At 68.2% G+C, this 12,210-nt stretch carries 11 protein-coding genes; 8 read left to right on the forward strand and 3 right to left on the reverse strand.

Features of this window, described 5'->3' with window-relative positions; genetic code table 11:
- Positions 1–213: 213 nt before the first annotated feature.
- Complete coding sequence (locus HY058_07890) at positions 214–2,382, reverse strand: glycosyltransferase family 4 protein (protein MBI3497210.1); 2,169 nt, start codon at positions 2,380–2,382, stop codon at positions 214–216.
- 123 nt (positions 2,383–2,505) lie between these two features.
- Between HY058_07890 and HY058_07895 the strand changes: the two genes are divergently transcribed.
- From HY058_07895 to HY058_07930, 8 genes are all read left to right on the forward strand, one after another.
- Entirely contained in the window at positions 2,506–3,138 is a 633-nt protein-coding gene (locus tag HY058_07895; protein MBI3497211.1) for a hypothetical protein, read from the forward strand.
- 148 nt (positions 3,139–3,286) lie between these two features.
- A complete protein-coding gene (locus tag HY058_07900; protein ID MBI3497212.1) occupies positions 3,287–3,814 on the forward strand; it encodes a flagellar basal body-associated FliL family protein in 528 nt (175 codons plus the stop codon).
- A 12-nt stretch (positions 3,815–3,826) separates the two neighbouring features.
- The gene (gene fliM / locus HY058_07905) at positions 3,827–4,894 is read left to right on the forward strand and encodes a flagellar motor switch protein FliM (GenBank protein MBI3497213.1); all 1,068 of its coding nucleotides are present in this window, start codon (positions 3,827–3,829) and stop codon (positions 4,892–4,894) included.
- A 21-nt stretch (positions 4,895–4,915) separates the two neighbouring features.
- Positions 4,916–5,509, forward strand: coding sequence for a hypothetical protein (locus HY058_07910; GenBank protein MBI3497214.1), 594 nt, complete (start codon positions 4,916–4,918; stop codon positions 5,507–5,509).
- Between the two features lie 10 nt (positions 5,510–5,519).
- Positions 5,520–6,320: a hypothetical protein gene (locus tag HY058_07915; protein MBI3497215.1), complete on the forward strand. Its 801-nt coding sequence runs from the start codon at positions 5,520–5,522 to the stop codon at positions 6,318–6,320.
- Between the two features lie 175 nt (positions 6,321–6,495).
- On the forward strand, positions 6,496–7,188 hold the full coding sequence (locus HY058_07920; protein MBI3497216.1) for a hypothetical protein: 693 nt from the start codon (positions 6,496–6,498) through the stop codon (positions 7,186–7,188).
- Complete coding sequence (locus HY058_07925; GenBank protein MBI3497217.1) at positions 7,185–7,913, forward strand: flagellar motor protein MotB; 729 nt, start codon at positions 7,185–7,187, stop codon at positions 7,911–7,913. The genes HY058_07920 and HY058_07925 overlap by 4 nt, the downstream gene beginning before the upstream one ends.
- Positions 7,910–11,119, forward strand: a complete 3,210-nt coding sequence (locus tag HY058_07930) for a tetratricopeptide repeat protein (protein ID MBI3497218.1) — start codon at positions 7,910–7,912, stop codon at positions 11,117–11,119. The genes HY058_07925 and HY058_07930 overlap by 4 nt, the downstream gene beginning before the upstream one ends.
- Here the strand turns inward: HY058_07930 and fliP are convergent.
- Positions 11,116–11,871, reverse strand: a complete 756-nt coding sequence (fliP, locus tag HY058_07935) for a flagellar type III secretion system pore protein FliP (protein ID MBI3497219.1) — start codon at positions 11,869–11,871, stop codon at positions 11,116–11,118. The two genes, HY058_07930 and fliP, sit on opposite strands and share 4 nt — an antisense overlap.
- Entirely contained in the window at positions 11,868–12,209 is a 342-nt protein-coding gene (locus tag HY058_07940; GenBank protein MBI3497220.1) for a flagellar biosynthetic protein FliO, read from the reverse strand. The genes fliP and HY058_07940 overlap by 4 nt, the downstream gene beginning before the upstream one ends.
- Position 12,210: the final 1 nt, after the last annotated feature.

Raw genomic sequence — 12,210 nt, forward strand, 5'->3', positions numbered from 1 at the left:
CGGCCGCATAGAAGGAGATAATTGTTTATTAACAATGCTTTATTTCTGAGATGCAGGAACGTCCCGGTGTCCCAGTCCCGGGCTCACCCACCCTGGGACACCCATGCACCCGGGGAGGGTTGGGGAGGGGGTGGTTCCACCCCCTCCCCAACCCTCCCCGGGTGTGAGGCACGGGATTAGGGAGACAGACCGCGGTCCCATGCGGACCCTGCTCTAGCCGCGCTGGCCGAGCCAGCCTCGCAAATGCTCCCGCATCGTCCGCGCATAGGCCGGCCGGCCGTAAGCTTCGATCGCGTGGGCCTGCAGCCGCGCGATCTGTTTCGAGAGCTCCGCCTCGGGCATGGCATGGGCCCTCGCCATCGCGGCGCCGATCGCATCTTCGGTGCAGGTTTCGAGATAGAGGCCGCAGCCCTCGGGCAGGTCGACCCCGGTCTCGCGGCTGATGATCGGGTAGAGACCGAGCGAAAGACAGGTGGCGACCGCGTTCGACATGCCTTCGGACGCGCTGGGTGCGACGAAGCAAAACGAGCGTCGGCAAACGATGGCGAGATCGGGCGAGTTGCCGATGAGATGGCCGTGGAGGCGGATCCGGGGGTGTCGATGGAGCTCTTGGTCGTAAGCGCGCTCGAAGTCCGGCTCGTGGCCCACCATGCCGACGACATTGAGCCGCCAAACGTCCTGCCGGGCGACGACGTCGAGCAGCAGATCCAGCCCCTTGAGCACCGCGCCCAGGCCGAAATACCACAGGAACTCGCGCTCCTTCGGCACGTAGTCGCCGGGCGCCTTGACCGATCCGAGGCGCGAGGCCGAGACCCGCATCGGCGTCACCTTCCGCCGGTGCTCTGGGGCATAGGTCGCCCGCGTGACCTCGTTGCCGATGAGGATGCAATGGTCGGCAAGCTCGATCGAGGCCAGCACCTCGGCCGGATCGGCCGCCACGCGCTTCGGCTGGTAGGGACTGCCCCGCCGCCGCTCGAAGGCCTGGGCCCGCTCCGCCTCGCGGCGGTTCTGGAACTCGGGCGCGCTGCCGGTCCGATGCAGGATGCGCAGCGCCGCTGGGGGGAGGCGGGTGAGCCCGCCATCGGCCGCAAACACCACGCCGTAGGCCGGCGCATCCTTCGGCGCGGCACCGCCCATGTCGATGACATCGACCCGATAGCCCAATTCCAGAAAGATGCGCGCGATCTCGCGGGACTCCCAGATGACGCTGCTGGCGTAGAGGTCGTCCGCTTCGTCGTCGAGCAAGAGCGCGCGGCGAAAGAAGCTCACCAGCACGTCTCCTTTGACCGTGGTCCCGAGCGGACAAAGGCGGGTCACGTCCGCGCGCGCCTCAAAGGCGACCGGGCCGACGCCGGGAACGACGAGACGGCCGACGGCAGCGCCGGCAACCGCCTGACGGGCCCGCCACAGGCGCTGGCGCGGCTCGTCGGCATGCGGGCTCGCCTGAATCGCCGCCCGGTAGAGCGCGACGGCCTCCTCTAGGCGCCCGGCGCCGGCCAAGCCGTCGGCGCGCGCGATCGCTGCCTGCGTCTCCTCAGCGGCGGCTGCGATGAGACGGCGTACGGCTTGGCGCGCAGAGGCGTGACCCGGCGCAAGCGCCAAGGCCCGGCGATGGAGCGCAAGCGCTGCCGGCCGGTTGCCACCGGCGCTCAAGCGCTCGGCTTCTTGGTTCATGGCTTGGGTCACGCCGTCCAGCGCGAGGCGAGGATCGCTTGGCCCGGGATCCCGCTTCAATTGCCATTGCCGGAGCGCGGAGGCACGCTCGAAGCGCTTCTTCTCCAGGCTCAGGGCGACGGCGTGGTCCATGAGCTGCGCTGCCGCCCGGCGGAGGCCGTCGACGAGCGCCGGCGGATCCAGGCCAAGGGCGACGAGCCGCTGCAGGGACGCGCTCGCGGCGTCCGCGTCATCGGCTTGCAGGCGCTGGGCCGCTTCCATCTCGGACTGGATGACCCAAGCGCGGAGCTCGCCGAAATGCTCGGCGCGCGGCGCCTCGGCTGCCCCATCGCCGAGCCTTCGCCGCGCCATATGAAGGATCGCGCCGGCGCAATCCGGGACGATGCGGCTGAGCGCGCCCAGGATGTGGGCGGCCTCGCCCAGCTTGCCCTCGGCTTCAAGCGCGCTCGCCCGCACCCGCGCCCGGTCGACGAGATGGTGGCGATAGACCAGGGCCCGGTCGGAATCGAGTTCGCCCGCCTTGCCGTAGCTGTCATAGGCATCGAGGAAACATCCGGCGGCCTCGGCAAGGATGCCGTGGAGGAGCCAGGTCTCACCGTGATCGGGCCACACCGCCAGCACCAGGCGCAACAGTCCGGCGGCCGCCTCGTAGCGCCCCGCTTTGGCGTGGATGAGGGCGCCCTGATAGACTTCGTAGACGGCGAGCATGGGGCGGAGCGTGATGGAATCGTTGTGGGGCGAGCGACTTGAGACCCGTCCGATACTATCAGGCCGGTTCCAGGGCCCGCTATGCGCCCGGCCTCGTGTCGCGGTTTTCTTCCTTTGAGCCGGATGCAGCCCGAAGCGGGGAGGGCGGCTTCGCCGAAGCCCCGCCTTGTCGGCATCGACTTCGACAATACTCTCGTCGACTATGCCGAGGCCTTCCGCGTCGTCGGCATCGCCATGGGGCTCCTGCCGGACGGTTTCGTCGGCGACCGGGTGAGCCTGCGCGCGTTGGTGCGCGCGAGCGCCGCCGGCGAGCAGGGTTGGCAGCGCCTGCAGGCCCGGGTCTACGGGCCCGATATCGACCTTGCGCGGCCCATGGCGGGTATCGGGGGCTTTCTCGCGCATGCCCGGCGGGCCGGGACGACAGTGGCGGTGATCAGCCATAAGACGCGCTATGCCGAGCAGGATCCGGAGGGTGTCGATCTGAGGATGGCGGCCGCGGCCTGGCTCGCCCGCAGCGGTCTCGGCTTGGCGCCGGATCGCGTCTTCTTTGAGAACACCCGCAAGGCGAAGCTCGCCCGCATTGCGATGCTCGCCTGCAGCCATTTCATCGACGATCTGCCGGAAGTGCTGGCCGACCCGGAATTCCCAGCCGGAGTCGAACGAATCCTGTTCATGGCCGACGGCGCCTCCCAGCACGGCGCCTATGCCGTGCATCGGAGCTGGGAGGACATCACCCACGCCCTATTTGGCGCCTAGCGCCGGCTGTCCGACCGCCTCGGCGGCCTAGTCCTTTCAAATGTGCGGGAAAAGATTTATCTTAGAGAACAGTTGCGGAACCATGGATGCTGCCCCAGCGAGGCTTCGCGTGGGCCGCTCCTAGGTCCGCCTCATCCCGGAGCAACGCATGGCGGCCGAGGCAACTGAAGACCTAGGCGAAGGCGCAGCAGGCGCACCGGAAACGAAGCGGTTTGCCGGTAAAAAACTTATTCTTTTCATTGTATTGCCTCTGCTTTTGCTGATCGGCGGGGCGGCCGGGGTGTTCTTCTCCGGCATTCTCGGCGGCGGGGCGAAGAAGGCCGAGCATGAGGCGACCCACGAGGAAGCGGCGCCGAAGCCGGCGGCAAAGCAGACGGTGTTCTTCGATCTGCCCGACATCGTGGTGAATCTCAACGCCACCAACCGGCGGACCAACTTCCTCAAGATCAGCGTCAGCCTGGAGCTGGAGCAGTCCGGCGACATCGAAGTCATCACCCAGAACATGCCGCGCATCATCGACAACTTCCAAGTCTACCTGCGCGAGCTCAGAATCGACGATCTGCAGGGTTCGGCCGGGCTGTACCGCTTGCGCGAAGAGCTGTTGCGCCGGGTCAACCTCGCCGCGAGACCGGTTCGGGTCCGCGATGTCTTGTTCAAAGAGATGCTGGTGCAATAGGAACAGCGAGCCATGGCGGACAAGGACAAAGGCGGGGACGATCTCGCCGCCCAGTGGGAAGCCGAAATGGGCGCTGGCGCGGCAGCTGGCGGCGGTGGCGGCGGCGACTCCCAGGCGCGGGTGCTGAACCAGGACGAGATCGACAGCCTGTTGGGCTTCGATGCCGAGACCGACCGCGCCACCGACAATTCCGGCATCCAGGCGATCGTCAATTCCTCGCTCGTCTCCTACGAGCGCCTGCCCATGCTGGAGGTGGTGTTCGACCGCCTGGTGCGCATGATGTCGACCTCGCTGCGCAACTTTACCTCGGACAACGTCGAGGTCAGCCTCGACAACATCACCTCGATCCGCTTCGGCGACTATCTGAACTCGATCCCGTTGCCGGCCATGCCCTCGGTGTTCAAGGCGGAGGAATGGGATAATTACGGCCTCCTGGTCGTCGACTCGGCGCTCATCTATTCGGTCGTCGACGTGCTCTTGGGCGGCCGCCGCGGCACCGCGGCGATGCGCATCGAAGGCCGGCCCTACACCACCATCGAGCGCAACCTGGTCGAGCGCATGGTCTCGGTGGTCTTGAGCGATCTTTCGGCCGCCTTCGATCCCTTGAGCCCGGTCACCTTCCGCTTCGATCGCCTGGAGACCAATCCGCGCTTTGCCACCATCGCTAGGCCGGCCAACGCCGCCATTCTGGCCCGCCTCAGGATCGACATGGAGGATCGCGGCGGGCGGCTGGAGCTGATGCTGCCCTACGCCACCCTCGAGCCGGTGCGCGAGCTCTTGCTGCAGATGTTCATGGGCGAGAAGTTCGGCCGCGACTCAATTTGGGAAGGCCACCTTGCAGGCGAGCTCTGGCACACCGATGTTGACCTGACCGCGGTGCTGGACGAGCTGGTGGTGTCGTTGAACGATGTCATCAACTGGAAGGTCGGCAGCCGCATCGTGCTCAACTCGACGCCGCGCTCGACCATTGAGATGCGCTGCGGCGATGTGCCTCTGTTCAAGGGCACCATGGGCCGCAAGGGCGGCTCGATCGCAGTCAAGATCGACAAGCGCGTGCGCCGGCCGCCGGTCGCCGGCTGAACGCTGGGAGCCTTGGGGGTCATGCCGATCGCGCTCATCCTTGATGGTCTGGTCGCGGTGCTGCTGGTGGCGACGATCGTGTACGCCTGGCTGCTCAACCGGCGCTTGGGCGGCTTGCGGGCGCATCGCGACGAGCTGCAAACCACCATCAACCAGTTCACCGAGGCGACCAAGCGCGCCGAGGTCTCGATCCAAACCCTGCGCGCCATCGCCGAACAGAGCGCCAAGGCCTTGCAGGGGCCGGTCGACCGCGCCCAGGCGTTGCGCGACGAGCTCAGCTTCATGATCGGACGGGCCGACGATCTTGCCGGGCGGATCGGGGTGAGCCCGTCGGCGCCGCCGCTCCGCGCCGAGGCGCCGAGGCCGAAAGCCGCCGATCCCCGCGCCGCCGAGCCGGCGTCCCGTCCAGCCGCTGCTCCCGCTGGCCAGGGAGCGCAAACGCCGCGGCCCTCGACCGGCATCCCGTCCTCGGCCAAGGCGGCCGCCACGGCGGCCAATATCGCCCCGGCCCCGGCCCCGGCACAATCGGCTGCTCCCGCGGTCGAGGAGGAGGCTGCCGGCGGGCGCTCCAAGGCCGAGCGGGAACTCCTCAAGGCGCTCCGCGAGCTAAGATGATAGGCCCTCAATGACCAGCCAGATTCGCATTCTGCCCGTCACCATTTTCTTCGCGGCGCTGTTGCTTTCGGTCAAGGTGAGCGATGTTTGGCGCGGCCTCGCCAGCGTCAATACGACGGTGGCGGTGAGCGAGAGCCGGGCCCAAACCGCGCCCCCGGCGCAGCCGACCCAGCCGGTCCAAGCGCAACAGACCGCGCAGCCGCAACCCATCGGCCAGGTGGCGCCGGGGCAGGCGGGTGCCGCCGCCCAGGCGCAGCCGGCCGCACCGGCGGGGGCAGTGGGCCAGGCAAGACCGGCAGCACCGGCCACGGCGGCTCAGCCGGGCGCTCCCGCCATGGCGCCGGGCCAGAAGACGGCCGCCGTCGGCAGCGACAAGCCGCTCGATCCGATCCTGTTCAGCCAGTCGGAGATCGAGCTGCTGCAGAACCTCTCCGCCCGGCGCAAGGAGATCGACCAGCGCGAGCAGGAGGTGAAGGCCCGCGAGGTATTGCTGGCCGCGACCGAGAAGCGGTTGGAGGGCAAGATCGGCGAGCTCAAGGAGGTCAAGGGGCAGATCGAGGAGCTGATCCGCAAGTACAACACTCAGCAGGAAGCCGAGATCAAGCGCCTGGTCACCATCTATGAGGCGATGAAGCCGAAGGAGGCCGCGCGGGTCTTCGATACCCTCGACATCAAGGTCCTGCTTGGCATCATCGAGCGCATGCGCGAGGCAAAATCCTCGCCGATCATCGCCCAGATGGCGCCCGAGCGCGCCAAAGAGATCACCACGCTCATTGCTCGGCGTCGCGAGATGCCGTCGCTCAATCAGTAGCGCGCCGCCGCTTCGCGCGCGCCACCGGCGGAAACGCGTCTCTCACGAGTGATTCTGGGGGTCTTTGGCCCGATTCTCGCATGCGGCTCTATGAAATGTGCCGCAAATGCCTGATAATGCAAGGAGGCTGCGAGGACCGAAGGCGGTTCCCGGCTGGTTTGACGAGCTCCTCGCAATGATCCAGCGCCCAGGTCCGATCCGGCCGCAGATTGACGCGCATGACGACCATGCCGCAGCCGATGCGTATTTGCCGGTACGGGCGTTTCTCAGCCTGTATTTGGTGCTCATTGCCTTTTTCATCCTGTTGACGGCGGTGTCGTCGTTCAACGGCAGCAAGGCCGAGCAGGCGATGGCGAGCGTGCGAGCGGCCTTCCCCTCCAAGCTTGGCTTCGGGGTGCCGGAAGACCACACGACCAGCCTGTTCGTCGAGGCGCAGCGCTCCTACGCCGAGCAGGTCGGCCGTCTCTTAGCGGCGGCGCTGCCGACCGCCAGCCTCGAGCGCCCGCAACGGGGCAATCAGATCGAGGCTTCGGTCCCGCTGGAGGTGCTCTTCCAGCCCGGCTCCGCCGAAATCACCGGTGCCGCCGACGGCCTGCTGCAACAGCTCGTACCCATTCTTGCGGCCAAGAGCGAAGCCGGAACCCTCAGTCTCGAGTGGCTGCTGCCGGACCCGGGGGCCGGCACCGAGCCCGCCAGTCGGCTGATGCTCGGCCGCGCCTCCACCCTTGCCCGTCGCTTGGTGGCGCTGGGCGCGCCGCAGCCGGCGATTGCCGTCGGGCTCGACCCGAAGGCGGGCGACCGGGCGCGGCTATTGTTCTACGCGCGTCCTGCCGACGCGCCGCGGCTCGACTTCAAGGGCCTGTCATGATCGCCAGGCGAGATCGGGGGCTCGAGGCCCTGCTGGCGCCGCCAAAGAGTCGCCCGATTTGGATGGTGAGCTTCATCGACACGCTGTCCTTGGTGCTGTCGTTTTTCATCTTGCTGTTTTCGATGGCGACCCCCGACGTCGAACGCTTTCGCCAGCTGACGGCGACGCTGACCCATAGCCTCGGCACCGCCGGTCTCAGGCTGGAGTCGGCGCCGAGCCCGGGCGTGATCGCGCCCACCGCCGAACGCACGCAGGCGCTCAATCTCGACTACCTCGCGAGCCTGCTGCAGGCACAGGTGGCGCGGGAGCCGAGCTTGTCCCGCGTGGTCCTGCAGCGTCTTGCCGACCGTTTAGTGCTGACGCTACCGAGCGACGTGGTCTTCGCTTCCAATCAGGCGACGCTGACGCCGACCGCGGAGCGCGCGCTCTTCGAGCTGTGCGCGCTGCTCGCCCGGCTCGACAATCGTATCGATGTCCAGGGACATACCGACCCGGCGCCGATCGCCGGTGGGCCTTACGGCGACAATTGGGAGTTGTCGATTGCCCGCGCGGTCGCCGTCCGCGACGTGCTCCGCCGTTCCGGCTATCAGCGTGCGCTCGTCGCGCAAGGACTCGCCGACACGCGCTTTGCGGAGATCAGCGGCGACATTCCCGCCGTGCTGCGTCGCCAACTCGCTCGCCGGGTCGATGTCGTCATCTATCCCGCGGCGGGCGCCCGATCATGACCCGGCGCTCCTGCCTGGCGATTGCCCTTGTGCTCGCCTTAGCCGGACCGGCGCGGGCCGATCCGGTCAAGGTCACCGGCTCCCTCGATGCCACTGGCGCGCATCTTTCCTTCGAATGGCCTTCCCCCGTGCGCTACACCGGCGAGATCATTGACGATCGGCTAATCTTGCGGTTCACCCGGCCCGTGGAGGCCTCATTCGAGGCGGCCTTGGCCGCGACCCAGCGTTACGTGCGCAGCGCCCGGATCGCGGGCGACGGGCGCACCGTCGTCATCGAGCTGGCGCAACCTTCGAGCATGCGGACCGATGCGAGCGATCGGCGCATCACCGTCGACCTCCTCGACAAGGCGACGGCCGCCGCCGCGCCCGCGGCAGCGGCGCGCGCGCCGCAGGCGCAGGCCAATGCCGGCCAAACGACACAACCGACGCCGGCGGCACCGGCGGGCGCAGCGTCCCACGGCCCAACGCCTGGGCCGGTGCAGCCAGCCACCCCTGCCAAGCCAGGGCCGGCCCAGGCCCAAGCCGGGGCGGCGGCGGCAACGCCGCCGAAACCGGCGGACGCAGCGCACGCCCTGGCTCAGCCGCCTCCCGCTCCGGCCACCCGAGCCGCCACGGCTCAGCCACGCTCGCCGGAGCCGGCGCGGCCTGGTCAAGCGACCGCTTCGGCTCCGACTCTGGCGCCTCCCGCGCCTGCGCATGCCGCACGCTCGCCGCCGCCCAAGGCCGGGGAGGGCGGGGCTCCTGCCGTACCGCCGCGGCCGCCCGCAGGCGGCGAGGCGCCAGTGGCGGCGCCGACCGTCGCCGTCACCGCGGCGACCTCGGCCGACACGCCATTGCCGGTTCGCGCCGAAGCGCGTAGCGATGGCATGGCGGTCCGCATCGATTGGCCGGCGCAGGTCTCCGGTGCGGTCTTTCGGCGCGCGGGCTTTCTCTGGGCGGTATTCGATCAAGCGGCAAAGGCCGACATCAAGCCGATTGCCGATGTTCCCCAGCAGCTGATCGCCGGCTTGGAGCAGGTGCCGAGCGCCAGCGGCACGGCAATCCGCATGTCGATCCTGCCGGGGGTCAATCCGCGCATAGTCCGCGACGGCAATGCCTGGGTTCTGGAGCTGCGCGCCGGCGAGATCCGTCCGGATCTGGCGCTGACGGCGCAAATCCAGGCGACTGGCCCGCAGACCGCCCGCGTCTTCATTCCCGCGCAAGAGCCCTCCGACGCGATCTCCATCAAGGATCCGGAGGTCGGCGACGACATCGTCGTCGTGCCGATCGCCCAGCTCGGTCGGGGCATGGACGGGGATCGGGCCTACCCACAGTTCGCGCTTCTCGCCACCGCCCAAGGCCTGGCGGTGGTGCCCCGCTCTGATCGAATCGCGGTCAAATCCTTGCCCGATGGCGTGACGATCAGCGATGCCGAAGGCTTGTACATGACCCCGCCGGAGTCGCTCGCAGGTGCAGGCGAGGAAGGGGCTCCCGGCACCGCTCCATTGCCTGCGGGCCGCGTCTTCGACATGATCGGCTGGCGGCGCGGCGGCCCCACCGACTTCCTGCCGCGCAAGCAGGCTCTGCAGAACCGCATCGCCGAAGCGACCCGCATCACCCGCGGCCAGCCGCGCCTCGAACTGGCTCAGTTCTATTTTGGCAACGGACTTGCCGCCGAAGCGATCGGCTTGTTACGGACCATCGAGGTGGAGGATCCAGACCTCTCCGCCCGCCCGAGCGTGAAGGCGCTCTACGGCGCGTGCAAGTTCGCTCTCGGGCGCCATGTGGACGCGATGAAGGATCTCTCGGATCCGGCGTTGAACGGCCGCAGCGAGATCGAGCTTTGGCGCGCGGCAACCAGCGCCGCCCTGAGCGACTGGGAAACCGCCACCCAGCAATTCACCCGCGCCGGCACCATCCCGCCGGGCTATCCCCGCAATTTCGTGACCGAGATTGCGCTGCTCGGCGCCGACTCGGCGATCCGCAACAAGGATCTCAGGGCGGCCGGCGCCTTTCTGGACGCGGTCAATGACGCCGGTCCCGGTCCGGGCGAGCAGGCGCGGGTCGACTATTTCCGGGCCCGTGTGGTCTCTGCTGCGGGCGATTATGAGACCGCGCTCGAGACCTGGACGCGCCTGGCCGAGGGGCCGGATCGCTGGGCGCGCGTGCGTTCGGCCATGACGCTCATCGATGAAGGTCTCGCCCGCGGCAAGGTCACGCGAGCGGACGCGATCCAGAAGCTCGACAGTCTGCGCTTCGGCTGGCGCGGCGACAATGTCGAGCTCGAGCTCCTCCGCCGGCTGGGAACGCTCTATCTCGAGGAAGGCGACTATCGCAATGGGCTGACCGTGCTCAAGCAGGCCGCCTCCAGCTTCCCCGAGGGGCCGACGACGAGGCAAATCACCGAGACCATGACCGGGGCTTTCAAGAAGCTGTTCCTGGACGGCGCCGCCACCGCCTTGCCGCCGCTGGTGGCGCTGGCGCTTTATGACGACTTCCGCGAGCTGACGCCGCCGGGCAACGATGGCAACGAGATGATCCGCAAGCTCGCCGACCGTCTGGTTTCGGTCGAGCTCCTCGATCGGGCCGGCGGATTGCTGGACCGCCAGGTTCGTGTCCGGCTGCAAGGCGTCGACAAGGCCCGGGTCGGCGCGCAGCTGGCGGTGATCCGGCTCTTGGACCGCAAGCCCGACGCGGCGCTGAAGGCGATCGATGACAGCGGCGCCGACGGCGTGCCGGCGGAGCTGGCGCGCGAGCGCGCGCAGCTGAAGGCGCGCGCGCTGCTCGAGCTCGAGCGGCCGGACGAGGCGCTGCGCTTGCTCGCCGCCGATGACAGCCGCGAGGCGGATTTGCTCCGCGCCGACATCACCTTCCGCTCGCAGAAGTGGAAGGAAGCGGCGCAGGTCTACGCCAGGCTGGTGGGGTCGGTCGATCCGAGTACCGCGCGCTTGGACGGGCCCATGGGCAATCTGGTGCTGAACTGGGCGATCGCGCTCTCGATGGCGAACGACCAAGCGACGCTGGCGACGGTGCGCCAGCGCTTCGCCAGCGCCATGGAGCGGGGACCCTTGCGCGAGGCCTTCGGGCTGATCACCAATCCCTCGGAAGGGGCGCTCAACGACTTCACCACGATCACGCGCCGCTTCCAGGAGCTCGATCGCTACCAGTCCTTCCTCAGCAGCTACCGCGAGCGGCTGAAGAACGAGCAGCTGAGCGCCATCAACTAGACCGTGCCGAAGCTGCGGACAAGCGAGCCCGCGATCAGGTACCAGCCGTCGATCAGAACGAAGAAGATGAGCTTGAACGGCAGCGAGATCAGCGCCGGCGGCAGCATCATCATGCCCATCGCCATCAGCACCGAGGCGATCACCATGTCGATGATCAGGAACGGCAGGTAGATCAGAAAGCCGATCTCGAAGGCGCGCCGGAGCTCGCTGATCATGAAGGCGGGGACCAGGGACTGCAGCGGCGTGTTCACGCCGACCTGGTCGGGCCCGGCCTTCGCCATCTGCTGGAACAGGCTCAGGTCCTGTTCGCGCACATGGGTCATCATGAAGCTGTGGAACGGCTTCACCGTCGCCTCGAAGGCCTGCACCTCGGTGATCTGCTCGTCGATCAAGGGCGCGATGCCGTTGTTGTAGGCCTCGGTGAAGGTCGGCGTCATGATGAAGCCGGTGAGGAACAAGGCCAGGCTCACCAGCACCACGTTGGGCGGGGATTGCTGCGTGCCCAAAGCGAAGCGCAGGAACGACAGCACGATGACGATGCGGGTGAACGAGGTGACCATGATGATGATGCTGGGTGCCAGGCTCAGCACCGTCAGCACGGCCAACACTTGGATGATGCGGCCGGTGCTGGAGCCTCCCGGACCGCCCAGATCGAGATTGAGACTTTGCGCCCAGGCGGCGCCGGCGGCGAGCGCGGCCAAGAGACCGAGCCCGAGCCCGAGGGCGGTGAGGATGCGGGTGCGCCGGCTCACGAGGATGGCTCCTTGCCCTGGCTGGCGATGGCCTGCCCGCCGGCTTGGCTCAAGCTTGCGCCGAAATCCTCGCTCGGCCGGCTGATGCCGCTCTCGACCACGATCTCGCTGGTCCCACCCAGCAGCAGCAGGTGCTCGGTCGAGTCGCGGCGGACGAGCACGAGCCGCCGGCGCGCATCGAGAGCGGCGACCTCGACGACCGCCAGCCGTCCGCTCGAGCGCGGCGCCCCCAGGCGGCCGGCAAGGCCGAAGCGGCGGACGAGCCAGGCGAGCGCGCCAATGAGGCTCAGCACGAACACTAAGGCCGAGAAGAAGCGCAGAAAGTCGAGCGCCGACATC

The organism is Pseudomonadota bacterium, assembly GCA_016195085.1.
In the GTDB taxonomy this organism is placed as follows: Bacteria; Pseudomonadota; Alphaproteobacteria; order SHVZ01; family SHVZ01; genus JACQAG01.

Coding starts and splice junctions, on each gene's coding strand:
- HY058_07910 (MBI3497214.1), top strand. CDS start 4,916: ATGCCGATCGCGCTCATCCTTGATGGTCTGGTCGCGGTGCTGCTGGTG.
- HY058_07915 (MBI3497215.1), top strand. CDS start 5,520: ATGACCAGCCAGATTCGCATTCTGCCCGTCACCATTTTCTTCGCGGCG.
- HY058_07890 (MBI3497210.1), bottom strand. CDS start 2,382: ATGCTCGCCGTCTACGAAGTCTATCAGGGCGCCCTCATCCACGCCAAA.
- HY058_07925 (MBI3497217.1), top strand. CDS start 7,185: ATGATCGCCAGGCGAGATCGGGGGCTCGAGGCCCTGCTGGCGCCGCCA.
- fliM (MBI3497213.1), top strand. CDS start 3,827: ATGGCGGACAAGGACAAAGGCGGGGACGATCTCGCCGCCCAGTGGGAA.
- HY058_07895 (MBI3497211.1), top strand. CDS start 2,506: ATGCAGCCCGAAGCGGGGAGGGCGGCTTCGCCGAAGCCCCGCCTTGTC.
- HY058_07940 (MBI3497220.1), bottom strand. CDS start 12,209: ATGTCGGCGCTCGACTTTCTGCGCTTCTTCTCGGCCTTAGTGTTCGTG.
- HY058_07900 (MBI3497212.1), top strand. CDS start 3,287: ATGGCGGCCGAGGCAACTGAAGACCTAGGCGAAGGCGCAGCAGGCGCA.
- HY058_07930 (MBI3497218.1), top strand. CDS start 7,910: ATGACCCGGCGCTCCTGCCTGGCGATTGCCCTTGTGCTCGCCTTAGCC.
- HY058_07920 (MBI3497216.1), top strand. CDS start 6,496: ATGATCCAGCGCCCAGGTCCGATCCGGCCGCAGATTGACGCGCATGAC.